At 63.8% G+C, this 26896-nt stretch carries 26 protein-coding genes and 2 pseudogenes; 11 read left to right on the top strand and 17 right to left on the bottom strand.

All coding sequences use genetic code 11. The annotated features are described in order from the left end of the window. The first annotated feature begins 372 nt into the window (after positions 1 to 372). On the top strand, positions 373 to 522 hold the full coding sequence (locus Mrose_RS18810) for a hypothetical protein (protein WP_182482702.1): 150 nt from the start codon (positions 373 to 375) through the stop codon (positions 520 to 522). Here the strand turns inward: Mrose_RS18810 and Mrose_RS18815 are convergent. Then, positions 519 to 674, bottom strand: a complete 156-nt coding sequence (locus Mrose_RS18815) for a hypothetical protein (RefSeq protein WP_182482703.1) — start codon at positions 672 to 674, stop codon at positions 519 to 521. The genes Mrose_RS18810 and Mrose_RS18815 overlap by 4 nt on opposite strands. A 301-nt stretch (positions 675 to 975) precedes the next feature. Between Mrose_RS18815 and Mrose_RS06455 the strand changes: the two genes are divergently transcribed. After that, the gene (locus Mrose_RS06455) at positions 976 to 1188 is read left to right on the top strand and encodes a hypothetical protein (RefSeq protein WP_119276635.1); all 213 of its coding nucleotides are present in this window, start codon (positions 976 to 978) and stop codon (positions 1186 to 1188) included. 54 nt (positions 1189 to 1242) lie between these two features. Here Mrose_RS06455 and Mrose_RS06460 read toward each other — a convergent pair whose 3' ends face one another. Then, entirely contained in the window at positions 1243 to 1512 is a 270-nt protein-coding gene (locus Mrose_RS06460; RefSeq protein ID WP_119276636.1) for a helix-turn-helix domain-containing protein, read from the bottom strand. Positions 1513 to 1828: 316 nt separating this feature from the next. On the opposite strand from Mrose_RS06460, the gene Mrose_RS06465 reads away from it, so the two are divergent. Then, positions 1829 to 2749: a tyrosine-type recombinase/integrase gene (locus Mrose_RS06465; RefSeq protein WP_119276638.1), complete on the top strand. Its 921-nt coding sequence runs from the start codon at positions 1829 to 1831 to the stop codon at positions 2747 to 2749. A 52-nt stretch (positions 2750 to 2801) separates the two neighbouring features. Here the strand turns inward: Mrose_RS06465 and Mrose_RS06470 are convergent, their stop codons facing one another. Genes Mrose_RS06470 through Mrose_RS18820 form a run of 5 tightly spaced genes read right to left on the bottom strand, consistent with a single transcriptional unit; the run spans position 2802 to position 9201 of the window. Continuing rightward, positions 2802 to 4331, bottom strand: a complete 1530-nt coding sequence (locus Mrose_RS06470) for a class I SAM-dependent DNA methyltransferase (RefSeq protein WP_119276640.1) — start codon at positions 4329 to 4331, stop codon at positions 2802 to 2804. Continuing rightward, a complete protein-coding gene (locus tag Mrose_RS06475; RefSeq protein WP_119276642.1) occupies positions 4331 to 5587 on the bottom strand; it encodes a restriction endonuclease subunit S in 1257 nt (418 codons plus the stop codon). The genes Mrose_RS06470 and Mrose_RS06475 overlap by 1 nt, the downstream gene beginning before the upstream one ends. Further along, the gene (locus tag Mrose_RS06480) at positions 5568 to 6602 is read right to left on the bottom strand and encodes a PDDEXK nuclease domain-containing protein (RefSeq protein WP_119276643.1); all 1035 of its coding nucleotides are present in this window, start codon (positions 6600 to 6602) and stop codon (positions 5568 to 5570) included. The genes Mrose_RS06475 and Mrose_RS06480 overlap by 20 nt, the downstream gene beginning before the upstream one ends. Next, entirely contained in the window at positions 6599 to 9031 is a 2433-nt protein-coding gene (locus Mrose_RS06485) for a DEAD/DEAH box helicase family protein (RefSeq protein ID WP_119276645.1), read from the bottom strand. The genes Mrose_RS06480 and Mrose_RS06485 overlap by 4 nt, the downstream gene beginning before the upstream one ends. A gap of 11 nt (positions 9032 to 9042) precedes the next feature. Further along, positions 9043 to 9201 carry a hypothetical protein gene (locus tag Mrose_RS18820; protein ID WP_182482704.1) on the bottom strand — a complete coding sequence of 53 codons (159 nt, stop codon included), beginning with the start codon at positions 9199 to 9201 and terminating at the stop codon, positions 9043 to 9045. Between the two features lie 121 nt (positions 9202 to 9322). Here Mrose_RS18820 and Mrose_RS06490 point away from each other — a divergent pair, with 121 nt between their 5' ends. Then, positions 9323 to 9631 (top strand): hypothetical protein, encoded by a 309-nt coding sequence (locus Mrose_RS06490; RefSeq protein WP_147371581.1) that lies wholly within the window; start codon positions 9323 to 9325, stop codon positions 9629 to 9631. 6 nt (positions 9632 to 9637) lie between these two features. Continuing rightward, on the top strand, positions 9638 to 10585 hold the full coding sequence (locus Mrose_RS06495) for a copper amine oxidase N-terminal domain-containing protein (RefSeq protein ID WP_119276649.1): 948 nt from the start codon (positions 9638 to 9640) through the stop codon (positions 10583 to 10585). Positions 10586 to 10599: 14 nt separating this feature from the next. Here the strand turns inward: Mrose_RS06495 and Mrose_RS06500 are convergent. Then, positions 10600 to 11052, bottom strand: a pseudogene (locus Mrose_RS06500) (ATP-binding protein); the annotation flags it as partial. Positions 11053 to 11166: 114 nt separating this feature from the next. On the opposite strand from Mrose_RS06500, the gene Mrose_RS06505 reads away from it, so the two are divergent. The 6 genes from Mrose_RS06505 (at position 11167) to Mrose_RS06530 (ending at position 18554) form a co-directional block, all read left to right on the top strand. Next, positions 11167 to 12174 carry a LacI family DNA-binding transcriptional regulator gene (locus Mrose_RS06505; protein WP_119276653.1) on the top strand — a complete coding sequence of 336 codons (1008 nt, stop codon included), beginning with the start codon at positions 11167 to 11169 and terminating at the stop codon, positions 12172 to 12174. A gap of 211 nt (positions 12175 to 12385) precedes the next feature. Further along, positions 12386 to 14125, top strand: a complete 1740-nt coding sequence (locus tag Mrose_RS06510) for an alpha-amylase family glycosyl hydrolase (RefSeq protein ID WP_119276655.1) — start codon at positions 12386 to 12388, stop codon at positions 14123 to 14125. 19 nt (positions 14126 to 14144) lie between these two features. After that, a complete protein-coding gene (locus Mrose_RS06515) occupies positions 14145 to 15377 on the top strand; it encodes an ABC transporter substrate-binding protein (protein WP_119276657.1) in 1233 nt (410 codons plus the stop codon). A gap of 16 nt (positions 15378 to 15393) precedes the next feature. Next, positions 15394 to 16317, top strand: coding sequence for a carbohydrate ABC transporter permease (locus tag Mrose_RS06520; RefSeq protein ID WP_182482705.1), 924 nt, complete (start codon positions 15394 to 15396; stop codon positions 16315 to 16317). Continuing rightward, positions 16310 to 17128: a carbohydrate ABC transporter permease gene (locus Mrose_RS06525; protein ID WP_119276659.1), complete on the top strand. Its 819-nt coding sequence runs from the start codon at positions 16310 to 16312 to the stop codon at positions 17126 to 17128. Before Mrose_RS06520 ends, Mrose_RS06525 begins: the two co-directional genes overlap by 8 nt. Positions 17129 to 17132: 4 nt before the next feature. Continuing rightward, the gene (locus Mrose_RS06530; RefSeq protein WP_119276660.1) at positions 17133 to 18554 is read left to right on the top strand and encodes a glycoside hydrolase family 13 protein; all 1422 of its coding nucleotides are present in this window, start codon (positions 17133 to 17135) and stop codon (positions 18552 to 18554) included. A gap of 73 nt (positions 18555 to 18627) precedes the next feature. On the opposite strand, the pseudogene Mrose_RS06535 reads toward Mrose_RS06530, so the two are convergent. The 9 genes and pseudogenes from Mrose_RS06535 to Mrose_RS06575 all read right to left on the bottom strand — a co-directional run. Then, positions 18628 to 19158: pseudogene (locus tag Mrose_RS06535) on the bottom strand (ParB/RepB/Spo0J family partition protein); the annotation flags it as partial. 24 nt (positions 19159 to 19182) lie between these two features. Continuing rightward, positions 19183 to 20337 carry a Fic family protein gene (locus Mrose_RS06540; protein ID WP_119276664.1) on the bottom strand — a complete coding sequence of 385 codons (1155 nt, stop codon included), beginning with the start codon at positions 20335 to 20337 and terminating at the stop codon, positions 19183 to 19185. 62 nt (positions 20338 to 20399) lie between these two features. Continuing rightward, positions 20400 to 21020 carry an MBL fold metallo-hydrolase gene (locus Mrose_RS06545; protein WP_119276665.1) on the bottom strand — a complete coding sequence of 207 codons (621 nt, stop codon included), beginning with the start codon at positions 21018 to 21020 and terminating at the stop codon, positions 20400 to 20402. Between the two features lie 129 nt (positions 21021 to 21149). After that, a complete protein-coding gene (locus Mrose_RS06550; RefSeq protein WP_220452294.1) occupies positions 21150 to 21767 on the bottom strand; it encodes a 3-keto-5-aminohexanoate cleavage protein in 618 nt (205 codons plus the stop codon). Positions 21768 to 22311: 544 nt separating this feature from the next. After that, positions 22312 to 22623, bottom strand: coding sequence for a putative quinol monooxygenase (locus Mrose_RS06555; protein ID WP_119276669.1), 312 nt, complete (start codon positions 22621 to 22623; stop codon positions 22312 to 22314). A 131-nt stretch (positions 22624 to 22754) separates the two neighbouring features. Further along, positions 22755 to 23219 (bottom strand): VOC family protein, encoded by a 465-nt coding sequence (locus Mrose_RS06560; protein ID WP_119276671.1) that lies wholly within the window; start codon positions 23217 to 23219, stop codon positions 22755 to 22757. Positions 23220 to 23614: 395 nt separating this feature from the next. Further along, positions 23615 to 24796 (bottom strand): M24 family metallopeptidase, encoded by a 1182-nt coding sequence (locus tag Mrose_RS06565; RefSeq protein WP_119276672.1) that lies wholly within the window; start codon positions 24794 to 24796, stop codon positions 23615 to 23617. A 2-nt stretch (positions 24797 to 24798) separates the two neighbouring features. Continuing rightward, a complete protein-coding gene (locus Mrose_RS06570) occupies positions 24799 to 25635 on the bottom strand; it encodes an alpha/beta fold hydrolase (RefSeq protein WP_119276674.1) in 837 nt (278 codons plus the stop codon). 24 nt (positions 25636 to 25659) lie between these two features. Then, the gene (locus tag Mrose_RS06575; RefSeq protein WP_119276676.1) at positions 25660 to 26862 is read right to left on the bottom strand and encodes a dipeptidase; all 1203 of its coding nucleotides are present in this window, start codon (positions 26860 to 26862) and stop codon (positions 25660 to 25662) included. Positions 26863 to 26896: the final 34 nt, after the last annotated feature.

The raw sequence follows: 26896 nt of genomic DNA on the forward strand, positions 1-26896 counted from the left end.
GCCAGCGGGTCTTCTCCTTGGCATCCTTGCAGCTACGGTAGCGCTGTTCGAGTTCCTCCAGGCTCAGGTGGGGGTGTAGGGGTATGGCTTTGCTCGGCATGCATTATTATCTACATAGGTTTGGTATTACCCGCTGGGAGTGGAGCCTTTCGAGCACGCCCTGCGAGTACTGGCCACGCCGACCCCGTTTGAGGGCGAGGATCGAAGCGCGGAGCTAAAGCGGTGGGCGGTGCGGATCCGGCTTCTGGTTCCCGAGCTGGAAAAGCTGGCTACACCGCCCAACCCCGACCCGTGGCGGCAGGCACGGCAGCTCGACAAATTTATCGCCAGGTTCCAAAGCTCCGCGATGCCGCGTGAAGGCTAGCTGGGGAGATGAAGGGGCATCACCCCTCCCAGCGGCACCACATGGTCGTCCACCACTACCTGCGCCGCGAGGCCAGGGGCGTCCAGCACCTGTTCGACCTCGAGACCTGCCTGAGCCTGCTGGACCTGCCGCGCGAGGGCGACGGGCCGGCCGGTTAAGCCGGCCCGCCCAGCCCCTCGGCCCGCAGCACCACCTCCGGCAGCCCCTCGAGGCCCCGCAGCCCCCACCGCACGGCGGGGCGCCAGCGCAGCTCGAGGACGGGCCGGTGGTCGGGGCCGGCCCAACGGCCGTGCCAGGAGCCCCAGCCCACGAGGGGCCCGGGCCGCCGGGGCGGCGGAGGGCCTCGAGGCGGAGCAGGGGGCGGAATTCCGGCGGCATCCGCCTCCAGGATACCCGGCCTCTGCCACGGGCCGGCAACAGAAGGGCCCGGGCGCAGGGCACCCAAGGGAATCTCTGGCTGCGTCCGGGCTTGTCCCGCTTCGGAACCCCGCCAGTCTAGCGCACGGGGGCGCCCGGGAGCCGCGCACCCGCCACACCGCTGCACCGGCCGCCCGGCCCGGCGCCGGGTTCGGCCGCTAGCTGTCCGCGGGGACGCGGGCTAGGATGGGGCCATGCCCTCCCCCAAGCGCCTGCGCGAGCTCTCCTACGAGGAGCTGATGGCCCTCATGTGCGAGGCGATCAAGACCCCCCAGGCCGCCGACGAGCTGCTGAAAGCCATGGAGGAGGAGCCTGGGGACCTTTTTGACCGCTTCAGCCTCGAGCAGCAATTCGACCTGCGCCAGCTGTACGGCGACCTGATCCACCGCCGCGACCAGCAGTGCTGACCCCGCCCGCTTCGGGATCCTAAGCCTCTGCGAAGAGCTTGAGCCCGCCCCGCCTCACAGCCCGAACCGCCTCAGCACCTCGCTTAGCCCGCGGGCCTGCGTCCGCACCTTCTCCTCTCGCTCCTGTAGCAGCGCCAGCAGGCTCTCGCGGGTGATGCGGGGGGTCTTGGGGGTGATGTACACCTTCTTCAGCTTCCCCTCCTCGATCCGGTTGTAGACCGTGCGCACCGACACCGAGAGCAGCTTCGCCGTCTCCTTGTAGCTGTAGGCCAGCCGATCCGTGCTATCCCCAATGGCCTGTTTACCGGTTTCGGGTCGATCCATGACATAAGTATTTACTGAAATACTGCGATACTGCATTCAGTGATTCGGCGGTGCGCCGTCCTTTGCATTGTCCGGGTGTGCCTCCCACCCCCTCCAAAGGCATGGTTTGTCGCAAACCCGCTTCTTTTGTCGCAATATTGAAACCCACCTACGCAACCCGACGGGCTCTGCGTAACGGCATTTCTTCCGTCCAGGGCAGCGCTTCCCCGTGGTCGAGGTGCCGTTACGATATTGCGCCAAACTGATATTTTACGTAAACTCACCCCAACCGCCGCCCGGCCGCTCGAGGCCGGGCCACTTAAGGAAGGTGACGACCTTGGAGGAGCTGCTCGCCCGGTTCAAGCGCTACCTGGAGCTGGAGGAAGGCCGCACCCCCCGCACGGTGCGGGAGTACTTGAGCGACGTGCGCCTTTTCGCGGCCTGGTTCGAAGGCCGCCACCGCCGCCCGCCGCACTGGGAGGAGGTCGGCAGCGCCCACCTGCGCTCCTTCCTGGCCGAGCGGTCCGCGTCGCCGGCCCGCACCACCCGCCTCCTGGCCGGCCTGGGCAAGTGGTTTAAGTACCTGGGCGAGGTCGAGGCCTTGCCCATCCTCAAGGACCCCACCGAGGGGGTGAAGCGCCCCAAGCTCCCCAAGCGCCTGCCCACCTACCTCACCCCGCCCGAGGTGGGGCGGCTGCTCGAGGCCGCCTACAAGAACCGCTCCCCCCGGCAAGGCCTGCGCGACTGGGCCCTGCTGGCCTTCCTCTACGGCACCGGGCTGCGGCTGTCGGAGGCCTTGAGCCTGACCTACAAGGACGTGACCTACCAGGACGGCATCCCCCACGCCGTGCGGGTGCTGGGCAAGGGCAACAAGGAGCGGGTGGTGGTGCTCTCCCCCACCGCCCAGCGGGCGCTGCACCAGTGGCTCAAGCACCGCAACCTCGAGGGCCACCCCACCAGCCCCCACCTCTGGAGCCACACCTCGGGGGCCCGCAAGGGGCAGCCCTTCCCGGCTCGCACGGTGCAGGCCATGCTCAAGCGGGTGGCCAAGAAGGCCGGCCTCAAGGAGTGGGCCAAGCTCACCCCCCACAAGCTGCGCCACTCTTACGCCTCGGCGCTGATGGAGGCCGGGCGGGGGATCGACGAGGTGAAGGAGCTCTTGGGTCACGCCTCCATCGCCACCACCCAGATCTACGTGCACGTGAGCCGGAAGAGGCTCGAGGAGGCTGCTAGGGCACTGCCGGACGTGTTGGGGTAGCGCAGGGCCCGGCGGCCCCTCACCGGGGAGCGAAGGGGGGTCGGCTCGTTCTCTATGCCTTGATCTGATCACGCAGGGCGGTTAACGCCTCGGTGACCTCCCGGCTTTTCTGTTCAATAACCTCGAGCAGCTCCTCCACACTCCGCGTGTCGGTCTCCGGCCTGGCGTGGGGGTTCACGGCCTTGAGGTCGTAGTTCCTGGCCTCGAGCTCGGCCCGGCCCACCGTCCAGCTCCGCTCGGAGTCGGCGCGGGTGGGTAGCAGGCGGAAGAACTCCTCGAAGTGCTCGAGGGTCAGCGGGCTTTTCTTCCCCACCTTCACCCCCGACAGGTCGTAGTACCAGATGCGCTCGGTGGGCCGCCCCTTGGTGAAGAAGAAGATGTTGGTCTTCACGCCGGCCCCGGCATTGACGAAGGTGCCCGGGGGCAACGAGAGGATGCACCAGACGTCGGCCTCGTTCAAGAGCTTGCGCTTGGTCTGCACGAAGGCGGTCTCCTGCCGGAAGGACACGCCCTCGTCGAGCACGACGGCGCAGCGGCCCCCAGGTCTGAGGGAGTCGAGCACGTGCTGGAGGAAGAGCACCTGGGTCGCGCTGGTCTTATAGGCAAAGCGGGCCTGGGCTACCTTACCCTCTTTACCGCCGAAAGGGGGGTTGGTGAGGATCACGTCGAACTGCGCCGGGGCTCCCTCCCACAATCCCCCGTAGATCTCCTGGCCGGTAAGGGTGTTGCCGTGCCACAGGTTGGGCTTGTCGATGCCGTGGAGCACTAGGTTAGCCAGGGCGATCGGGTAGATCAGGTTTTCCTTCTCGCGCCCGTAAAGCCTCCGGGTTTTGAGGGCCTCGAGCTGCTCCGGCGTGGCGTCGTCCCCCAGCTTCTGCAGCACGTACTCGTAGGCCGTGGCCAGGAAGCCGCCGGTGCCGGCACAGGGGTCATAGATGGTGTCCGCGGGGCCCGGGTCAATGGCCTGCACCATGGCCTTGATCACCTGACGGGGGGTAAAGAACTGGCCCCCGTCGTTGCCCTTCTCCCCCATTTTCAAGAGGAGCCCTTCGTAGACCTGGGAGAGGGCGAAGAGGTGGGTGCTGTCCACCGTTTGCGAGTTGATAAGGTGAACCTTGTCCAGCACGTCCAGGAAGTTGCGCTCGGTGTCCACCCGTACCCGATCGACGCCGGACATGATCTCGCTGATCACCTTCTGCCGGGCGGTGGCGTTGGGCTGGTCGCGCAAGCCTTTCAAGTAGGGCAGCAATTCGCCGTTGACGAAGCCGAAGAAAGCGCCCAAGGCCCCTTCCTCCAGCTCGCGGCGCTTCCAGCCGTCGGGGGCGGCCCAGTCCTGCCAGCGGTAGGGGGCCTCGAGGCTGGGGGTGAAGGCCGCCCCCACCGCCTGGCTCTGCTCGGCCTCCAGGGTCTCCAGGTCGTCCAGGACGCGCAGGAACAGGATCCAGGTCAGCTCGGGGACGTACTGCAAAGCCCCGGCGCAGTTGGAGCGGCGCAGGATGTCGCAGATGCTCCACACGTAGGCGCTGAGGCTGGATTGGGTGGTGAAGCGGGGTGTACCGTTTGAGCCGTTCTTGCTGGGCATCAGAGTTCTCCTGAGAACGCGCGGCGTAGGATGGCGGCGGGTAGGGCGCGGATGGCCTCGAGCTGGGCCTCGAGGTGACGGACAAGCTGCTTTGTAGCCTCCGTTTTACTGTTCAGCTCAGCTACAGTGCGACGCTGTGTTTCAAGGTCGGGAAGAGGTATGTGCTCGGCTTGAAGCTGCCCCCGCGTGATCTTCTTCATCGAGCCGCTGGCCCCCCCTGCTCGCTCCTTCCAATACCCAGACAGGTAGAGCGAAGAAAGATAGGCACCCAGGTACGCTGGGTCAGCACCGGTTGCTTTTATTCGTATCGTAAGGTCTGAAGCGACCAGATTTGGGTAACCCCCTGGGTATACCGCAACCCTACCTACGAGCTCGGGCGTGTTGCTCCTGGCAATTAGGATTTCACCAGGAGATACCGTTGCTTCTCGAGCATCATTTGCCCACATGCGGGCGGTTTTGATCCCCTCTGGCCTGAAGCCCAATTCGGATAGGCACGCCGTTGTTATAGCTAGAACCTCAGTGTCCCCGTCGCTTGCAATGGACTTTGCTGGCAGGAATGTACTTATGTCAGCCAAGGGAACTCGATCCCAGTCAGCAACCCTTGGCCCTCTGAAAGAAGCAACTATGTACGCACCAGCAAGCTTCCGGGCTGCCTCGAGCCCATCTTCAGCCGCCTTGCGGGCCTTTTCCACCGCCCCCATCTGCTCGGTGAGGATGGCGGCGATGCGGCGTTGGGTCTCGAGGGGAGGTAGGGGAAGCTCGAGGGTAAGAAGTTTATTGCGTTGAACAGCGGCCTGGCCTATCCACCGGACACAGATCCTTTCAAATGTTTTAGTTTGCCATTGACTCACCAGCCAAAATGTTAGATAGGCCGGATCAAGCAGGTGCTTAAGGGTTCTGAGGCGCGTGAAGTGGTTACTGAAGGTAACTTCTTCTTCATGCCCCTGGAAAAGCGCGGATTTTCCTACCAATTCAACGCTATTTGTATTGTTAAACAGTACGTCCCCCGGTTGTAGTAGGAGCTTTCCAAGACCCTTTGAGGGTCTAGGGACACGTGTAATTTCAATCCAATTAAGGGTTCCCAAGGTTGTTACGTTGTTCATCCGTACTTGGATGACGCCAGCGGGACTTCTCTCCCCGCTGGCAAAGCCGGGTTGAGCACTCTCTACAAGTTCGCCCAACCTCACCCACCGCCACCCCTCAGGCAGCTTAGGGCGGGTTTCGGGTTTTGGGACTTCAATCGTCGGGCTGCTCATCGTCGCTCCTTAGCTCGGCCTCGAGCTGCTCCACGCTCGGTAGGGCGGCCTCGAGCTCCTTGGGCAGAGCCTCGGCCAGTTGGAAGCTGCTCACGCCCAGGGGCTTGCTCAGGTCACGCAGCGCGTATTCCACGGTGAGCTTGCGCTTGCTCTTGCACAGGATCAGGCCCAAGGTGGGGCCGTCGGTGGGGTGGCGTAGCAGGTCATCCACCGCCGAGAGGTAGAAGTTCATCTTGCCCGCGTATTCGGGCTTGAACTCGGTCATCTTGAGGTCGATTACCACGTAGCAGCGCAGCTTGAGGTGATAAAACAGCAGGTCGAGGTAGTAGTCCTGGCCGTCTACTTCTAGGTGGTACTGGCTGCCCACGAAGGCGAAGCCCACCCCCAGCTCGAGCATGAACCGCTGTAGGTGCTCCAGCAGGGCGCGCTCGAGGTCGCGCTCTACGGCCTCATCGTGCAGCGATAGGAAGTCGAAGTTGTAGGGGTCTTTGAGCACCTGCTGGGCGAGCTCAGACTGGGGGGCGGGCAAGGTGCGGGCAAAATTGGTCAGCGCGGCCCCCTGCCGCCGGTACAGCCCCGTCTCGATCTGGGCTTCCAGGATGGCCCTGGACCAGCCGTGCTGGATGCAGGCTCGGATGTACCACTCACGTTCGGCGGGGTCTTTGAGCCGGTCCAGGATGAGGCAGTTGTGAAACCAGGGGATTTGTGCAGCAGCCTGCTGCACAAAAGCCTCCTCCGGATAGGCCTGGGCAAAAGCCCGCATGTACTTGAGGTTCCTGGGCGAGAAGCCCTTCATCTGGGGGAAGGCTTGGCGCAAATCCTGGGCCAGACGGTCAATCACCTTGGCTCCCCAACCCTCCTGCTCCTGCCGATTGAGGATCTCCCGCCCGATCTGCCAGTATAGGAGCACCAGCTCGCGATTAACCGAGAGCGCCGCCCGGACTTGAGCCTGCCGGATGCGCTCCTTGAGGCTCTGCAAGAAGGCGGGGTAGTCCTGGGGTAAGAGCTCGCTCACGCCTCGAACATCCTCTCCTTGGTCTGGCGCAGCACCTCACGTGGCTCCCCTAGCTCCTTCAGGGCCGGCAGCCCCCCGGCCCGCACCACCTCGGGCACGTTGAAGATCTGCGGGCTCTCCAGGGCCTCGGTGCCGGAGCGGCTGAACTGGTTGGCAATGGCCAGCACGGTGGCGGCGGTGCGCCGGGGCATGGTTCCCATCCAGTCCCGGTGCTTGTAGCCGAACGCCCCGGCCCGCTGAAGGCGGGTCAGGGGGTTCATGCCGTAGCCCAGCGCGGCGAGCACGTCGTAGAGGTCGTAATCGGTCATCTCCTCCACCACCTGCACCACCTTGGGGCTGTAGCCCGAGCGCACCAGATGGTCCACCAACTGCCGGCGCTCGTCGGGGTGGACCCAGGCCCGCCGGAAGTGCTCGAGGTCGGGGGCGGCCTGGACCAGCCGCTCCGAGAGGCGCTCCTTGTACTCCTCGATGGGGATAAGCTTTTCCTGCCCGTCCACCTGGGCCACCACCAGCCGCCCGGCGGGCCGGACCAGCACACTGACCCCCTCCACCTGGGGGATGGGCTGTGGCGGAGGCTGCGGGTTATCGGGGCCAGGGCCTTCCTCATCCCCAGGTTCCCCCTCCTTGGAGCCCTCAGGCCGCGTGTAGCGGGTCAGGAAGGCCTCGCCGAACAGCCGGCTGGCGTCGGTGTAGTCGTAGACCCGGAACATCAGCTTGTCACTGGCGAGGTCGATCCGGGTCCCCCGGCCCACCATCTGGTAGAAGGCGATGGGGCTTTGCACGTAACGGAAGAAGACCACGTTCCTTAGGCAGGGCACGTCCACCCCGGTGGTCAGGAGGTCCACGGTGGTGGCGACGAAATGGCTGTTGCTAGAGCCCCGGAGGTCGGCCAACTGGTCGTTGCCCCCGCTGGCCGCGGTGCACTTGAAGGCGTAGTACTCCTTGGGGGCCTGGCCGTTCTCCCGGCACCATTCGGCGTAGAGGTTGCCCATCTCCCGGGCCACGGCCTGGGCGTGGGCGTCGCGCACGCAGAAGATCACCGTCTTCTGCTCTGGCCCCCCGGTCTCTAAGAGCCGCTGGAAGAGGTCGGCGCACATGGCCTTGACCCGGTCGGGGAGCATGATGCGGTCCTCGAAGCTGGTCTTCTCGTAAAGCTCCTCCAGCTCCTCGCGGCTTAAGGGCCGGCCGGTGATGGCGTCCACGGGTTTGAGCGCCAGGATCTGATCGATGCTCAGCCCGGTCTCGTCGATGTCCACCTGGGCCCGCACCACCTCGCAGGCGGCCAGATAGCCGTCCTCGATGCCCTGTGCGAGGTCGTACTCGTAGACCGGCTCCCCGAAGTGGCGGATGTTGTCGGCGGTGATGGCCTCGTCCTCGAGGGCCCCTGCAGTCTTCTCCGGGAGCTTGAGCTGCCGGGGGGTGGCGGTCAGGCCGATCTGCACCGCGTCCGGGTTCCTCAGGAGCACTTGGCTCCACTTGCCCCAGGCGCTGCGGTGGCACTCGTCGATGATGATGTGGCTGAAGTAGTTCTCGGGGTAGTGCTCGAGCAAGAAGTTGGCCGTGCCGTCCTCGTTGCCCACGTCCAGGGTCTGGTAGGTCGCGATGTGGATGCGGGCGTTCTTGGCGTGGTTGCTGCCGTCGGGGTTGCGTTTGACCTCGGCGGCGTCGGTCCCGAAGACGTTGGTGAAGGCGGCGAGGGCCTGCTGCCGCAGCTCGTCCCGGTCGCAGATGAACAGTGCCCGGCGCAGTTGTCCTGCGTCGGCGACGCGCTTCAGAAGCTGCACGGCGATGAAGGTCTTCCCTGCTCCGGTCGCCAGGGTGAGCAAGGCCCGGCCCGGCTTCTCCTGGGTGGCGTCCCTGGCCAGCTTCTCCAAGGTGGCGCGGATGGCGGCATCCTGGTAGTAGCGCCGGGTGCCTTCTCCCCCCGGATACCGCACCAGAAGGGGGCGGGCCGCCGGGCTGTCCAGGCGGAAGCCCATCATGGCCTCGTAGCGCGCCCGGAGCTCCTCCGGGGTGGGAAACTCGCTCATGGGACGAGGCTCGGAGGTCAGGCCGGTGCTCCGGTCGAACATGACCCAGAAGTACCCGTTGGACGAGAACACGAAGGGCACGTTCAGCCGTTTGGAGTCGGCGTAGAGCCGGGCCTGCTCGAGGCCGTGGTCGGGGGGAAGCTGGTTCTTCTTCGCCTCCAGCAGGGCCACCGCCACGGGCTGGGCGTCCGGCGTCACCCGCACGCGGAGGGTGTAGTCGGTCCGGCCCCGGCGGCGTTTGCCCCGGCCGTCCACGATGTCGATCGCCCCCGCGGTCTCCTCCCGGCGGATGTGGGCTTCGGTCCACCCGCGCAGGCGTAGCGCGGGATCGATGAGCTTCGAGCGGGTGTCGGACTCGGATAAGCGCTCGTCGCGGTAGTCGGAGTCAGGCGGAAACATAGTTGGCAGCTTTATTTACCGAGGCGCTTCTGGATTGCCTGCTGTAGCTCTGTGTCGGAATTAAGCTGTGCTAGTAACGCTCGCAATACCTCACTTCCTCGCAACCCCCTTTCGGCGGCGTAGATTTTTAGGGTGCGGGCCAGCTCCTCCACCGTGTAGTAGAGCTCCACGAGCGCATTTTACCCAACTGAGGCAACTTTCTTCCCATCGCTATGTCTCCTTCCGGTTGGCCGTGGACGAGCTGCGAGGTCGCCCAGGACGCGACCGGGCCGGCCTCATGTGGGGAACACGATGAAATGGATCACCTCGATCGCCCAGTCCTCGCTCAACCTCACGTCTGGCTCCTACCTCCTCGGCGTGTCATGGGCGAACGCTCAATTGGGCCGTTACAGCGGTACCACACAGCCGATCCCGATCCCCAACGGGCAGACCGTGCCTGTTGCCGAAAAGCACCTGTGGGGCTACTCGTCGGGCGGGCGGGACATCGACCCGGATAACGTCAATGACGTTGAGGGGGTAAGCTGTAGCATGCCGACCTCTAAAGTGTCCGCAGACGTGTACCTTGCGTACATGGAGGACGTGAGCATCGACCTGCGGTGACCCCCGATGAGGCGTTGGCTGTTCGCCCTGCTCCTCTTCCTGGCGCTGGCCGCGGCGGCGGGAGGGGAGAGTTGGGCCCTGTCCCCCGGTCTGCTCGGCCAGGGCCGCACCCCCTACCCCCAGGTCTTCCTCCGCACCGCCCAGCACTGGCTGCTCTACACCTACCCCGCCGGCCCCTTCTTGCTCGGCGGCTCGGTCGTGGCCCCGGTGCGCCCGGTGGCCGAGCTGCTCGGGGCCACGGTGGAGTGGTCGCGGGGCACGGTCACGGTCTCGCGGGGCGCGGGCCGGGTGCGCTTCGCCGTGGGCCGGGCTGAGGGGGAGGTCAACGGCGTCCGGGAGGCCTGGCCGCTCGCCCCCAGATTGCTGCCCCGCTACAACACGGTCCTGGCCCCCCTGGAGCCCATGCTGCGGGCCTTCGGCTTCAGCGCCCGGCTCGCGAAAACCCCCGGGGGCGCCTACCTCCTGCGGCTGGGCGGGGAGTCCTTGGAGCGGGTCGACGCCTTCATCCGGGAGCGGCTGTACTGGTGGGACGTCGGCCTCATCGCCGACCGGATGGCGGGGGGCGAGGCTGACAACTTGGTCCCCACGGCCTTTGAGCTGAACCCGCTGAGGCCGCTGCCGCCCGAGGCAGCCTGGGCGCGGCTGCCCCTAGCGGAGGAGCCCCTCTACGCCCGCTCGGTGGTCACCTTCCGGGAGACCCAGGGCCGGGGGCTGGAACCAGGAGCCTGGGGGATCTACCTGGCCGAGGGCACCGGGGCGAACGTCAAGCACATCGGACTCACCCCGACCGCCCTGCCGGATGGGACGACCACCCAGCACCCCTGCCCGGCCTCGGGCGCCGCGGTGCTGCCCGGCAGGGCCGTGGCCTGCCGCTTCGAGGCCTGGCGCTACGCAGGAACGCCCGCCGAACAGCCTGTCCGGAGGGTGGTGGTGCGGATAATCCGGTACAAGTGAGCGGCAAGGCCGGGTCAGGTGCTCGCCTCCTTCAGCGGGTTCAGGCCCCGCTTGGTCTTCCTGAGGCTCTTGCCCCTGAGCTCGACGCGGTAGGCGTTGTGCAGGACGCGGTCCAGGATGGCGTCGGCCAGGGTGGGGTCGGCCAGGGTGTCGTACCACACGTCGGTGGGGAACTGGCTGGCAATGAGGGTGGAGCGCTTCTCGTAACGGTCGTCCAGCAGCTCCAGCAGGACGCGGCGCTGCTCGGGGGTGGGGCTGTCCAGGCCCCAGTCGTCGAGGACCAGCAGGTCCGTCTTGGCGAGGCGGGCCAGCAGCTTGAGGTAGCGCCCGTCGCCCCTGGCGATGGACAGCTCCTGCAGCAGCCGGCCCACCTGGACGTAGAGGGCGGTGAAACCCCGGCGGCAGGCCTGGTGGGCCATGGCGCAGGCCAGGTAGGTCTTGCCCACGCCGGTAGGCCCGGTGACGATGCTGACCGGGGGCCCTATTGACAACCCGGGGAGCAGGGTCTATATTCAAGGCACAAAAACGATTTCGGAAACGATTTTGGCACGTCACCCACGCTACGTTGTCGAAAGGGGGTCATGAACACACGCGTCTCCATCCAGGATGTGGCCCAGCTCGCCGGGGTCGCCGTGAGCACGGTCTCCAGGGTGCTCAACGGCTACCGCGACGTGTCCGAGGAGACCCGGGCCAAGGTGCAGCGCGCCGTCGAGCAACTCGGCTATCGCCCCAACCAGGCCGCCCGCACCTTCCGCACCGGGAAGACCCAATCCGTATCGGTGATTCTGCCGATGATCGGCACCGACTTCTACAACCGCCTGATCAACGGCATCGACCAGGTCCTGGCGTTGCACGACTACGACGCCGGGCTCTTCCCCCTACTAAGCCCGCGCCGCCTCGAGCGCTACCGCAACCCCTCCGCCCCCCCCTACAACGCCGACGGCCTGATCCTGGCCTCGCTCAACCCCGACCGCCTCTTCGAGGGCGGCCAGATCCCCGCCGACCTGCCCACCGTCCTGGTGGACATCGCCCACACCGCCTACGACAGCGTGACGGTGGACCACATCGAGGGGGGCTACCTCGCGGGCAAACACCTCCTCGAGCGCCCCGCCCCGACTTTCGTGGTCATGATCGAGGAGCGCTTCGACACCCCCTTCGCCAGCGGAGTCTTCCGCGAACGCCTCAAGGGCTTCCAGAGGGCTTTGGAGGAAGACTCAGTAAAGCTGCCCAAGGATCACGTCATCACCGTCGAGTTTAGCTGGGACGGAGGCCGCCTGGCGGCGCAGGAGATCCTGCGCAGGCTCGAGGGCCCGGCCAACATCTTCGCCACCTGCGACCTGCTGGCCCAGGGGCTCATCGACGAGTTCGCCCACAAGGGCATCAAGGTCGGGGGCGAGGTGCGGCTGGTGGGCTACGACGACCAGCCCTGGGCCGAGGCCTACGGGCTGTCGACCGTGAAGCAGCCCATCGAGTCGATGGGGGGGCTGGCTGCCAACCTGCTCCTCAAGCGAATCAAACGGCCACCCGCTGAGGTCATCCACCGAGTGCTCAGCCCGCGGCTGGTGGTGCGGGAGTCGTCCAGGGTCTAGGGGGTGAGTCAGCTGCACAGAATAACCCGTGGTCGGCCTTAGGCTTCCGCCCCACACTCTCGGAGGACGGCGAGGGGGTGTTGAACGAATGGCACAAAGATCTGCTTGGCAAAAACTGGCGCTGGTACTCGGACTCGCCCTGTTACTGGCGGGATGCAACCAGAGGGCCCCTGGCCCTCTGGAGGGCGTAGGGCCCGCAAACCCCGCTGCAGTGACCAGCGAACCGTTCAACGAGGACGACATCGTATACATGGTCCTCACCGACCGCTTCAACGACGGCAACCCTGCCAACAATAACCAGGGCTTCAACGAGTACCGACCCGGCAACCTCAAGTTCTATCAGGGCGGGGACTGGCAGGGCCTGATCAACCAGTTCAATTACATCAAGAACCTCGGGGTCACGGCCATCTGGATCTCCCCGGTTTCTGACGACCAGGACGTGAGCAAGGACGGGGGTGAGGCCGGGTATCACGGCTACTTCACCTACGACTATAATGCGCCCAACCCCCACTTCGGCAACATCGCGAAGCTGCAAGAATTCGTCAACTTGGCCCACGCCAACGGCATCGCGGTGATCCTCGACGTGGTCCCCAATCACACCGGCGACTTCCTTGACCCCCAGGCCACCGTGTATAACCCGCCCAATAATGCCCCGGCTGCCCCGTTCAACAACCCCAACTGGTACCACCACTACGGCAACATCACAGACTGGAACAATCAGTACCAGGTCGAGAATTACGACTTGGGCGGCCTCGACGACCTCGATCAGTCCAACCCGGACGCCAAGGCGGCCATTATCAGCGCATACCAGAATTGGTTTAACACGGTAGGGTTCGACGCTGCACGGGTGGACGTAGCGCGCGGGATGCCCAAATGGTTCCTGCAGGAGTTCGAACAGGCCCTGGGCAAACCCACCTTCGGGGAGGTCTTTGAGGGCAGCGTGGACTACGTCGCCGACTACCAGCGCTACGAGTGGGGCGTGCTGGACTTCCCTCTGTTCTTCACCATCCGCGACGTCTTCGCCTACGACCAGAGCATGAACAAGCTCGGCGACTTGTTCGCCCAAGATTACAAGTACCAGAACCCACTGCGGCTGGTGACCTTCATCGATAACCACGACCGTGACCGTTTCCTCACCGTAGGCGACGACGACTGGCGTCGCCTACGCCTGGCGCTGAGCTTCGTCTTCGCCGCGCGCGGCATCCCGGACGTCTACTACGGTACCGAGCAGGCCTACTACGGCGACGGTCGGCCTAAGGAATGGTCGGGGATCGCCAACGAGCACAACCGCGAGATGCTCAGCAGCTACAACCAGAACCACAACATCTACAAGCACATCCAGCGCCTTACCCAAATCCGCAAAGACTACGTTGCCCTCCGACGTGGCACCCAGCGGGAAATGTGGAAGGACAACCAAGTCTACGCCTTCTCCCGGCGCGTCGATACCAGCGGGGCTGAGGCGATCGCGGCATTCACCAACGCCTGGGATCCGCAAACCCGCACCATCCCCCTGCGTGCGGAGAGCACCCTGGCGGTGGGAACCGTGCTCACCAACCTGCTCGACACCAGCCAGACGGTCACGGTGCAATCCGGCGGCGTGACGGGGAAGCAGATCACCGTGACGCTGGGGGCCAAACAGGCTGCAATCTTCGTGCCCGGAAGCGTCGCTCCCTACAGCCCACCGACCACCACCCTGACCAAGATCAAGGTCCGCTACAACGTCGGCTGGGGAAACTCGATCTTCATCCGCGGCAGCCAGTATCCCCTGTGGTGGGACATAGGCCGGGGCGCACACAACGAGGGGCCCGACCTGTGGACCTGGCAGACCGAACGCATCCCGGCGGGCACTTGCATGGAGTACAAGCCTCTTATTAACGACACCACCTGGTCCCAAGGCGGCAATTACACCGTCTGCGGCGGCCAAACGGTCGAGATCTACCCGACGTTCTAGTTCGGTCAAGGAGGAAAGCATGAAAGCACACTGGCTCAAAACAATCGTAACCACGGCTGTAGTGCTGCTCGGCCTGAGCACGGCCCAGAAGCTCACCTTCTGGCACTACTGGGACGGGGCCAACGGGCAGGTCCTGCAGGGCCTCATCGAGCGCTACCAGAAGGAGCACCCCGGGGTGACCATCGAGGCGGTGTTCGTGCCCGGCGGGGAGTTGCTGACCAAGCTGCAGACCGCCATCACCGCCCGGCAGACCCCCACCATGGCCATCTCCGACCTCGTCGCCATGCCCCTGCTCACCCGTAGCGGTGCCCTGGCCCCGCTCGACGACTACATCCGCCAGAGCAACCTCAACCTCACCGACTACTTCCCCGGTCCACTGGTCTACGGGCTCTACCAGGGCAAGCGCTACAGCCTGCCGGTGAGCGCTTCCAACCTCGGGCTGTTCTGGAACAAGAACCTCTTCCGGGCTGCCGGGCTCGACCCCAACCGCCCCCCACGCAACTGGGACGAGCTTTTGCGCTTTGCCAAGCAGGTCAAGGAGAAGACTGGCAAGTGGGGCCTCGAGCTCTTCACCCAGGGCGGCGAGGGCACTACCTGGCAAACCCAGGTGTACTTCTGGGGTGCGGGAGCCGAGTTCCTGAACGCCAACAATACCGCTCCGGCTTTTAACTCGCCTCAAGGAGTGCGGGCTCTGCAGTTCCTGGTGGACCTGGTGCAGAAGGAGAAAGTAGCTCCCGTGGCCCCGTGGGGCCTCTTCGGACGCGGGGAAGCCGCGATGGTGATGGACGGCTCGTGGATGACGCAGTTCTTCCCGCAGCAGGTGAGCTTCGAGCTCGGGGCAGCTCCCTTCCCCTTCGCCCCGGGCGGGCGCCCGGCCACCAATATGGGCGGCGAGCAGATCTTCATCTTCCAGAGCGCCGACGCAGCCACGGCCAAGGCCGCCTGGGACTTCATCAACTGGTTCAGCAGCACGCCCGTGCAGGTCGAGTGGGACCGGGGAACCGGCTTCCTGCCGGTGCGCCGCTCGGTGGCCAACGACCCGGCCTACCGGGCCTGGGTGAGCAACGCCCGCCCCCTCATGCGCCCCTTCGTGGACTCGATGGCCTTCGCCAAGCCCCGCCCGCCGGTGGCCCGCTATCCCCAGATCTCGGACATCTTCGCCAAGTACGTGCAGGAAGCCTTGCTGGGACGGCTGAGCCCCAAGGAGGCGCTCGAGCGCGCGGCCCAGGAAGTGGCACCGCTGCTGCGCTAGCCCTGAGGAGACTGCCGTGAATGGGGTTCGCCTCCATAAAGTGCCTTCCAAAGCCTCCCGGTGGGGGCGAACCCTGGGCGAGTGGCCCGCCGCCCTGTTTTTCCTGTTGCCCACGGTAGCGGTGCTGGGTACCTTCAACTTCTACCCGGCCCTCTACTCGCTCTACCTCTCGCTCTTCGAGTGGAACGGCCTCTCCCCCACCCGCGAGTTCGTGGGGCTGGCCAACTACGCGCGGCTGCTGGCCTCCGGGGAGTTCTGGAACTCGCTCCGGGTCACCCTGCTCTACGCGGGCGGGGTGACCCTCTTGGCGCTGGCCCTCGGCCTGGGGGTGGCGGTGCTGCTCAACCAGCCCATCCGGGGGCAGGCCGTCTACCGGGTGCTCTACTTCCTACCCGTAATCACCCCCACCGTGGCCAGCGGGGTGGTGTGGAAGTACCTCTTCGATCCCACCCAGGGGGTGGTGAATCGGGGGCTGGTGGGGGTGGGCCTCGAGGGGCCTTCCTGGCTCAGCGACCCTTCCTGGGCCCTGGTGGCGGTGGTCGTGGTGGGGGTATGGAAGCGGGTGGGCTTCAACATGGTGGTCTACCTGGCGGCCCTGCAGGGCATCCCCAAGACCTACTACGAAGCTGCCCAACTGGATGGGGCGGACTCCTGGCAGCAGTTCCGCTATATCACGCTACCTCTGCTGGCTCCAACCACCTTCTTCCTGGTGGTTACAGCCCTGATTGATGCCTTTCAGGTCTTCGATCTGGTCTATGTGATGACCTCGGGGGGACCCCTGGGCAGCACCGATGTGCTGGGCTACTACCTCTACCGCCAGGGCTTTCGCTACAGCGAGCTGGGCTTCGCCTCGGCGGTGGCCTACGTGATGTTCGCTCTGATCTTCTTGGTTACGGTGATTCAATTCCGCTTGACTCGAGGAGGGCAGGGCGATGCTTAAGCCTTTGAAAGGCTTGCTGACCCACCTGCTGCTCGCGGGCGGGGCCTTCCTCTCGGCCATGCCTTTCCTATGGATGCTCACCACCGCGCTCAAGCCCGAGATTGCGCTATACCAACCACCCCTGCTGTTTCCGGTGCATCTTGAGTGGGAGAACTTCGTCAAAGCCTGGCAGGCCGCGCCCTTTCCCCGCTTCTTCCTCAACAGCGCGGTGATGACGGTGGGGATCGTCCTCGCCCAGACCCTCTTCTCGGCCATGGCCGGTTACGCCTTCGCCCGGATGCGCTTCGCGGGGCGCGACCTGCTGTTCTTCGGGGTGCTGGGCACCATGATGATCCCCTTCCCCGTGACGCTCATCCCCAGCTTCCTGGTGGTGAACGCTCTGGGCTGGATCGATACCTACAACGCCCTCATCATCCCACGGGCGGTCTCGGCCTTCGCGATCTTCCTCTTCCGCCAGTTCTTCCTCTCGCTACCCAGAGAGCTCGAGGAAGCCGCCCTTATAGACGGCGCCGGGCGCCTGACGATTTTTTTCCGCATCGTGCTGCCCCTGTCCACCCCGGTGATGGCGGCCAGCGCGATCTTCTCCTTCCTCTTCGCCTGGAACGACTTCCTCTGGCCCCTGATCGTGACCAACTCCACCGAAATGCGCACCGTGCAGGTGGGCCTGGCCATGTTCCAGGGGCAGTACGGGGTCTTCTGGACGCTCTTGAGCGCCGCCGCCACCATCGTCACGTTGCCCGCCGTCCTGGCCTTCCTCGCCGCGCAGCGGCAGTTCATCGCCGGCATCACCAGCACCGGCCTCAAGGAGTAGCGCCGTGCAGATCCCCGACTGGGTTAAAGACGCCATCTTCTACCAGATCTTCCCCGAGCGCTTCAAAAACGGCGACCCCGCCAACGACCCGCCCGGCACCGAGCCCTGGGGCGCGGCCCCCACCCGCGATAACTTCCTCGGGGGGGACCTCGAGGGCGTCATCGAGGGCCTGGACTACATCGCAGACCTAGGGTGCAACGCGCTCTACCTGACCCCCATCTTCAAGGCCGCCACCAACCACAAGTACGACACCTACGACTACTTTCAGGTTGACCCCCACTTCGGCGACGACGCCACCTTCGACCGCCTGGTGCGGGAGGTCAAGAAGCGCGGCATGCGGCTGGTGCTCGACGGGGTGTTCAACCACTGCGGCATGGGCTTTGCGCCCTTCAGGGACGTGCTCGAGCAGGGCGAGCGCTCACCCTACCGCGACTGGTTCACGCCCTACGGCTTCCCCCTACAGCCGGAGCTACCCAACTACGCCACCTGCGGCGGGGTGGGCTGGCTGCCCCGGCTCAACACCCGTAACCCTGAGGTCGAAGCCTTCGTGCATGAGGTGGTGCTGCACTGGCTGGGGCGCGGCATCGACGGCTGGCGCATGGACGTGGCCTACGAGATCGAGACCGGCTTCTGGCAGCGGCTGCGAAGGGTGGTCAAATCGCGCTACCCCGAAGCCTATCTGGTGGCTGAGGAGTGGCGCGACCCCTGGCCCTTCCTGCAGGGCGATACCTTCGACGGGACCATGCACTACCGATTGCGGGAGCTGCTTTTCGACTTCTTTCTCAAAAACGCCCTGGCTGCCGACAGCTTTGCCCGGGCCCTCACCCTGCTGCGCAATCGGCTGCCCGAGGGTTCACAGTGGGGGATGCTGACCCTCCTGGGCAGCCACGACACCCCGCGTGTTCTTACCGAATGCGGCGGTGACCCTAAGGCCGTGCAGCTCCTCTTCGCCTTCCTCCTCACCTACCCTGGCGCCCCGATGCTCTACTACGGAGACGAGAACGGGATGGAGGGCGGCGACGACCCCGATTGCCGCCGATCGATGGTCTGGGAGCCGGAGCGCTGGAAGCCGGAGATTCGCGCCAGCGTGCGCCGACTGCTGGCCCTGCGCCGGGCGCACCCCGTGCTGCGGCGGGGCGCGTTCGAGGTGGCCCACGCCGAGGACCGGGTGTTCGGCTTTTACCGAGTCCTAGGGGATGAACGGGTGCTGGTGGTGCTCAACAATACTCGAGTGCCCCGCGAACTTGCCCTACCGGTGAGCTTTTCCGAGGGAACCCGGCTTACTGAGGCCCTGAGTTGCCAGACGTACACGGTGGAGAACGGCTGTATCAAGCTCACCCCCATGGAGCCCCGCAGGGCGTGGGTGCTGCTCGAGGCTGGGCGCCTGGGCCCTGAGCCCGCTGTGGTCGAAGACCCGGACCGCTGAACGGCTCCGCTCACGGCTTCACGGGCCTCCTGGGCAAACACCGCCCCCTGGAGGGGGCGGCGGGGGAGGGGGGTCAGCCCTCCAGCAGCTCGGCCAGCTCCCTCAGTTTCTCCTCCACCTGGGTCCGGCGCCCGGCGGGGAGGGCCTCGAGGTCTATCCTGGCCAGCTTGGTCAGCACCTCCCGGTGCCAGGGTCGGGCGGCGGAGGGGGGGTGCTTCAGCAGCGCGCGCACCCGGGCCTTCAAGTCCCGCAGCGAGAGCCCGGCCCGGGCCTCCTCCAGCAGCCGGGCCCGATCTCCCTGCTCCTTGACCCTTTCCAGCTCCAGCGCGGCGGTGTAGGGGATGGCCCCCTCCTCGAGGGCCTCCTTCAGGTCGTCGGGGAGGTTGAGCAGGGGGAGGCGGTTTTGCACGAAGGATTCCCAGGTCAGCCGTCCCAGGCCCTTGAAGATTTCCTCAACCTGGACAGCATCGGAGTGGCCCATAACGTTATGGGCTGCTTTACCTCTGGACTCCTTTTGCATCCGGTGCAAGAGGCTCACCACCTCTTCCCTGCCCTTGCCGAGCTTCATCTCCAGCAGGGTCAGGATGCTCAGGGTCTCCTCGTATGAGGTCCTCTTCTTGGGCATGGGCTAGACCTCCAACGCCTCCAGGACCGCGCGGGCGGCAAAGGGGCGGTTGCGCTTTCTCTCACCGATGGGTTCCAGGATTTTATCCTGCGTCAGCCTTTTCACCAGCCGATTGGCCCAGGCGTGGGTTATCTGGAGGCGCTTCATCACCCACGGGACGGTGAGCACCGGCTGCTCAAAGAGCAGGTCCACCAGGGCTAGCAGGTAGGCGCTTCCTCCCTCCCGCTGGTACCGCTCCCGCCAGCCCTGCCTCAGCGCCAACAGACTCTGCGCCCTGCTCGCGGCGTCCTTGGCCTCGGTCTGCACGGCCTGCAAGAAGAAGGCAAACCACTCCTCCCAGGCCCCCTCCTGACTTACCCTGAGGAGCAGGTCATAGTAGGTGCTCCTGTGCCTTTCAAAATAGGCGGATAGGTAAAGGGCAGGCTCGGGAAGGAGGCCCCGCTCCAAAAGCATGAGGGTGATGAGCAGGCGGCCTATGCGCCCGTTGCCGTCTAGGAAAGGGTGGATCGCCTCAAATTGGTAGTGCACCAGGGCTATCTCCACCAGAGGGGGAAGGCCGTGCTCGCTGTGCCAGAAGCGCTCCAGGGCATCGAGCGCCTCCAGCATGGGCCCGGGAGGGGGCGGCACATAGCGGGCCTCTTGCAGGGAGCTTCCCGGGGAGCCAATCCAGTTTTGCACCCGCCGGAACTCTCCTGGGGCGCGGCTGTGCCCCCGCACGCCTTGGAGGAGCACGGCGTGCATTTCCCGAAGCAGGCGCAAGGACAGGGGGAGTTCCCGCAAAAGCTCCCTGCCTCGTTCCAGGGCTTGGATGTAGTTGAGAACCTCTCTGGCGTCCTCGCGGATTTCGCCGAGGGGAAGGAGAGGGACCTGGGCCTCGAGGGCATACACATCCACCAGGCTCGCCTGGGTGCCCTCAATGCGGGAGGAGAGTACGGCTTCCTTGCGCACAAAAGGGCGGATGAAGAGGTAGGGGTTGGGCAGGGTGCGCAGGAGCCCAGCCAGTTCCCCTAGGCTCCCCCGGGCCTCATCTAGAAGACGGACAAATCCCTGGGACCAGGGGATGGTGGAAGGGAGGGGGTCGGGCACGAAGGCGTAGGCCCCTCCCCCTATGGGGAAGAGCTTCCCAGGAGCCTGGGGGGAGAAGTCCTCAGGGCGCACGGGGCTTATGATACAAGACCCCCCTTTTTGTTTTACAAGGACCGCTATGTGCAACGGGCGTATCACTCAGGCGAGCGTACACCTGGCGTTTCGTCTATTGACTTTATAGGGCCATGTGCAGGATATACTCGGGTAGCCCCCTTTTCTCGGAGGAGTTTCCAGCTTGCCAGAGCGCAAGGGTTGTCGAACGCATAAGCTTCCGGTGGAAGATCCCCGGTGAACACTGAACCATCATCAAGGAGGAGCGAGATACAATGATCGGAATGGCCGGGCGTATGCAGGATTTCTCCAGCAATACCGATCTGGCTAAGGATCTGGCGGCTCTGCTCAAATGAGATGATGATGTTGCCATTCTGCGTAATATCAACGTAGTTATCCCCTGGTTTTGTCCAAGTTTTCATGATAGGAATGGCGTCAACCTGAACATCGAGCACGAGGAGGGGAACACCTTCTCTTTTCAGCTCTTCGGCAAGGCCAGCATGGTCAATGTGATAGTGGGTGGCGAGCGCATAGCGGATCTCGCGGAGAGGCACGCCGATTTTCCTGAGGTTCGCCTTCATGATTCCAAGTGTCCCTGGCCAGCCGATATCGACGAGCAAGCGAGAAGTGCCCGCACTGACAACCCAGTAGTTGGTTGAGCGGTAGCCAACGTTCACAATCGTTACGGGTGCTACTTTATCCATAGTTCGCTGAGTGCTATTCAACGGCTGGCGCTTCAGCCGCGCCACGGCGCGGCATCAGATGGAAGCACATGTTGGGCAGCGCACTTGGCAAAACTTGGTACTTTTGCCAGCTCGGTCGAGCTATGGTCGTTATGATATCGCGCGCCCACGCGCCTGTTTTAACAACAACACGGCAGCAGCGACAAGCTCACCGTTTCCGGAGGCTATACGTCCATCAGGGAGAACGGGCGTGTCCTCTAACCCTGTTCGGATACTATGACCGCGTGCAATAGCACGCCGATTAACTGCCCAAGAGGCGATGCCGTCACCGTGATGAACTTGCTCAAGCCGCACGCCGCCGTCCGCTAGTACTTGTTCTATGGCCTCAGCCAGTGCGACCGCGTCATCCGGATCGGCATCCAGCGGTTCAACCAACACCCGCTTACAACGCGGCGCAATTCCTGACTGGACGAAAATATGCGCATCACGAAGCGACAACAAACCGGCCTCTATCCCAATGCCGCGCTCAATGAGCAGTTCGCAGAGTTCGAGGATTCCGTCTTCGCCCATGTTGACAGTTACGCTATAGAACCTTGTAGGATCAGCCATCGAGAAAATCGTAAGGATGAAAGCTAATTGCAAGACTCCCACGATAAAAGCGAACCAACCAACCCAGGTAGGCAACACACCAGCAAGCACGATTGCTGAGCCAGCAGCTCCCAGGAAAACAGCAACAAGCAGTCGTTGCATGGGGCCATAGAGGATCATGGTTCTCTCAGCTTCAGAACCTAGTGACGACTCCTCGGACTGAAGCCCGAGGCTTCTCGGGTTTGACGAGACGGCCCATGCCGTACCCATCCCCGAAGGCCCCGCCCAGGCCTGTGTGTGGTTCCATACCGATGTTGAGGCTCTTCCCCTTCTTTCATCGGGACGGTCCCGTTCAAGGTTTTACACGGGGAACGAGGGTTTGCTACCGTCATGGCCAGGCAAACACGTTGTCCCCGCAACCCCCTACCTTGACTTTCAAGATGCTCGGGGAACGCTGTCCCCAAGGAGATTTTACAACACATCTGCTGTTCGCCATGCCATGTGCTCCTTCGGAGCACGTGGGGGAGTCCATGTATCCCACGGACTGAAGGTCCGGGGGATTATAGCTCCCCCACGCCCCCTCTTTTCTCTAAAGTGGGATCGATTGATGCAGGGGGAGGAGTAAGTGCAAGTTTTGAGTTGAGAAGCGCAAATGCAACTCCAAAAACGCCGGCCCAATGTTGTACTGAAAACCATTCATCAAAGCAGCCTCCCGACGGCCCAGTTAGGTTCGGTTGCCGCAAGCACTGAGCCCGTGACCACCAATGGGCTCGGTCTCGAATCGTTCTCCAAAGCTTGCAATGAGCGGTTTGCCGCGCGCAATGGCTTGTTGAACCGAGGGCAGCGACAGAGACGCTCGATGGCTTTCTCGACTGTCCCACACCTCAGTTATCCAGATGGCATCAGGATCAGTTGGATCTTGCGCGACTACGTAGCTAAGGCAACCCGGCATGCCACTGACGCCCTCGACGAGAATGGAGATCAACGCGTCCCGTCGCCCAGGCAATACCTTTATCTTTCCGATCAGACCATACATGAGTGTTATCGCTCCCCCACACTCCCTCGCTTCTATAAAGCCAGCACGCTAGCGCGCAGAACGGCGCTTTGACTGGGGTAGGCTGCGGATATTGTTCTTAATCGGTCGACTGTTACCAGGCATGTTGTCTGCTATGCAGCATCATAGGCTTTCTCCAGTTCCGCCACATCCAACTTCATCATCGTCATCATGGCCTCCATCACTGCCTGTACCTTTTTTGGATTCTTATCGGCAATGAGTTCCCTGAATCGCCGCGGGACAATCTGCCACGAGAGGCCGAACGGATCCTTGATCCAGCCGCATGCGGTAGGCGTCGCTCCGGCCTTGACTAGTTTGTCCCAATACTCGTCAACCTCGGCCTGGTTCTCACAGTCAACGTAGAGCGAGAAGCCTTCGGAGAAAGCAAAGTACGAGCCCCCGTTGTAACCCATGAAGACTTGACCACCGACGACGAACTCGGCGGAGGTGATCGGACCGTCCTTAGCGGTGCGGGCGACGTTCCTGATTTCGGAGTCCGGGAAAGTGGTGGTGTAGAACTCCATGGCCGCCTCGAGCTGATCGTTGAACATCAAGAACGGTGTCACTTTATGCTTCATTCGTGTGCCTCCTTTTTCCTGGCTGCTGTCTAACTAGCGATTAAATGTCACTCTGACCTATAACACCCTTCATTAGGCAGTTATTCGACATGTCGAACATCCCCCATGGCCGGTACTCGCCCAAAACCTCCCCCTTCCTCAACCGAGGTTCGCAATGTCCTTCGTCTCAAGCACCTGAGCCGCCGCACAGAAGTCTGTATGTGCATACCATATTATGGTTGACTCAGTTAGTCAACACCCAAACGGTTGGCGAACTAACCCGACCGAAGTTATCCGCGTAGCGGAGGGCGATATCGCCCCTTGGAAGGGAGTGCTCTAGGATTCAAAAAGATAGCCTCTGGGAGGTTTGGGCTTGAGTGAACCCTTGCGCCCTAGCGAAGGGGTCATACTTCGGTTCAAGCCGGGATGATGAGCGCCTCGAGTTCGCGCGGGTAGTGCGTCAACAGCTCAGCGCCTCGTGAGGTGATGAGCACCGTATCCGAGTGGCGGAAGCCCCCGAGGCCCGGCACATAAAGACCGGGTTCGATGCTGAAGACCATTCCGGGCTCCAGCACGGCCTGCTCGCCGATGTCAAGGAAGGGGCTCTCGTGGATGCGCTGCCCCAGGCTGTGGCCTACATGGTGCCGCCAGTAAGGAAGCAGACCCTCCCGCTCGTAGTAAGCCCGCACGACACGATCAACGTCAGCACAAGCCCTGCCCGGGCGCATGTGCTCCAGTGCCAGGTCTTGCAACTCGAGCATGTGCCGGAAGTAGTGGCGCTGCTGTGGGGTGGGTTCGCCGACGAACATGGTGCGCTCCAGTTCGCTCAAATAGCCCCACACTCCCGCGCTGGCCCCAGTGACCAGATTATCACCAGCCTTGAAGACTGCGTTGATGCTAATGGCATGGGGCAGGGCGCTGTTGGGGCCAATCTGGCCACGGTACAGTGCAACCGCTCCGCTGATCCAGCGGTTGTGGCTGCGAAACCCCGGCCCCATCTCAGCCTGCATGGCCTGCGTGGCTTCCCGGGTGGCCCTGGCCTCCACCTCGGACTCGCTGAGGCCGGGACGGGTGTACTGTTGCAGTAGCCTATGGGCGTGCCCTGCCCAGCGGGCGCTCTCGCGGATGAGGGAGAGCTCGGGTTCGGACTTCAGGGCCATCTGGCGATCCAGCGCCGCGGAGACCCGCCGGATGGCAAACAACTCGCTCAGCGCAGGGCCGCTGTAGCCCATAACCGGCGGATACCCATCGTGGTCCACGCCGATGAGGCCACGTCTGAGGCCCAGTTGCTGGAGATGTTCGCTCAGGAACAGCAGGGGGTGCTGCTCACCCGGGAACTCGGGATAGGAGCGGACCTCTTCGACCTGCGCGGTCTCGAGGGCATGTTCGTACTCGAGGCGGGGAACGAAGAGAATGCGCTCGCCCTCGCGGGTGATGATCAGGGCGATGGGGCGCTCGGTGGGGATGAAGATGAAGCCCGTAAAGTACTGGATGAGCTGGTCGTCGAAAAGCACCAGTCCTGCCAGGTCTGAACCGGCAAATTCGAAGGCCTGCTGGGCCCGATAAGTGCGTTCGCCGGGGGGGATCGGGACGATCATCGTTACTCCGCGACCAGATGGCGTCCCAGGAAGTCCCGCACTACCCGCAGATACCGCTCCTGCTCCTCCAGTTGAGGCGAGTGCCCGCTGCTCTCGAAGACGACGAGCTCACTGTTGGGCAGGCCCTGGGCGAGTTCCTCGCTGGCCTCGAGCGGAGTGATCCAGTCGTGACGCCCGACCGTCACCAGCACCGGAACCTCGATCTCAGGCAGCCTCGAGGTGATGTCGTAGTGGGGTTGGTTGCGGCTGAAGGCCCAGTTGTGGGTCTGGTAACGGAAGGGGATGGCCGCCAGCCGCCGGGCTTCCTCCTCGAGGTCGCGCCGGACGTTGTAGAGCGGCTGGATCATGGCGAAGCTCTCACGGAAGTCCTCATCAGAGGTCATCTGCCCGGCGAAGAGTCGATCCAGGCGCTCGATGTCCATCGGGAATCCGCTCTCTAAGGCGCGTTTCTTGCTGGTGTGCTGGTACTTGTTGCTGGCGGCGGTGTCGCGCAAGATGAGGGCGTGCAGCTTGTCCTGATGGCGCAGGGCATATTCCAGAGCGATGAAGCCGCCATATGAACCGCCCAGCAGGATGATCTTGCCCAGTCCCAGGCCCTGGCGCAGGGCCTCGAGGTCGGCTACGAACTGCTCGTGTGAGTAGGGTTCGCGGCCCTCTGAGTCCCCGTTGCCGCGCTGGTCGTAGCTGATGAGACGGTAGGTGTCGGTGAGGGGCTGGAAGGCGGCCCAGTCTCCCCTGCGGCTGCCCATCCCCGGCCCTCCGTGCAGGGTGACGAAGGCGATCCCGTCGCCCCCCGAATCGTCGTAAACCAGCTTTACCCCGTTGACTTCTATATGCATTAGAGCTCTCCCTCAGACCATCGCCTACCTGTACCAGACTTCCTTCAACACCCGCATGATGTTGCCCCCCACCACCTTGGCGATGTCCTCATCGCTGTAACCGTGCTTGACTAACCAGCGCACGATGTTGGGGAAGGCCTCGGAGGGGTTCTCCAGGCCGTCTACCCATTCCACCCTGGGGTACTCCAGCGTTCCCCGGCTGGCCGCGATGGACAGGGCCTCGGAGAGGGTGTGGTGCAGGCCTACGTGGTCGCCGAAGAGCACGTCCGGGCCAAAGGCAACGTGGTCGATGCCCACCAGGTCCACGCAGTACTCGAAGTGCTCCATGAAGCTGTCGATAGAGTGGCGGGGGTTCTTCTGGGTGATGGTGGTGTGGGGCGCGGCCTCAATGCCAATGACCCCGCCCTTCTCAGCACAGGCTTTGATCACCTCGTCGGGCTTGAGGCGATTGGAGTTCCATAGCGCCCGGGCCCCGGCGTGGGTGATGAAGACTGGCTTCTCACTGACTTCGATGGTGTCCAAGGAGGTACGGTCGCCGGAGTGGGAGATGTCGATGGCGATCCCCAGCTTGTTCATCCGCTTGACCGCCTTGCGCCCGAACACGGTGAGCCCACCGTCGTTGGGCTCGCGCAGCCCACCACCGAGCTGATTACCCTCGCTGTAGGCGATGCCCAGGCAGCGCACCCCTAGCCCGTAGAGGATATCCAGCCGGTCGAGTTCGTTCTCGATCATGGCCGCGCCCTCGAGCGAGACCACAAAGGCGATCTGGCCGTTTTGTTTGGCCCGCACGATATCCTCGGTGGTGGTGGCCAGCACCACCATGTCTTGGTGCGCGATATCGGAAAGGCGCATGCCCAGGTCGTAGATGATGTCATCCCACTTCCAGCCCGAGCGCGAGGTGATCATGGCGGTGCCGTTCATGAGGTTGTCGAACACGCAGTCTAGCCCGCTCACGCTCAGGCCCTCATAGCCGGTCCAGTCCCGGCCCTGGCGGCGAAACTCGAAGAACTCAGCGAGGTTCTCGGGGGCTACGAAGCAGTGGTCGTGCAGTGAGATGATGAGGTTTTCCTGAAAGATGCGCTTTACCCGTTCCTCCTGCTCAGGGGTCACCTCCACCGCTCGGCTCGGCACCCGGTTCAGTTCCTGGGCTAGTTTGAAGGGCCTATAGTCGACGCCGGGCTCGAGGTACTCGAAGGACTTGTAACCGTTATAGCGCTTTTTCTGCATGACTCGCTCCTGTGGTTGTGGTGAGGGTGAAGTC

The sequence above is a fragment of the Calidithermus roseus genome (assembly GCF_003574095.1).
GTDB lineage: Bacteria > Deinococcota > Deinococci > Deinococcales > Thermaceae > Calidithermus > Calidithermus roseus.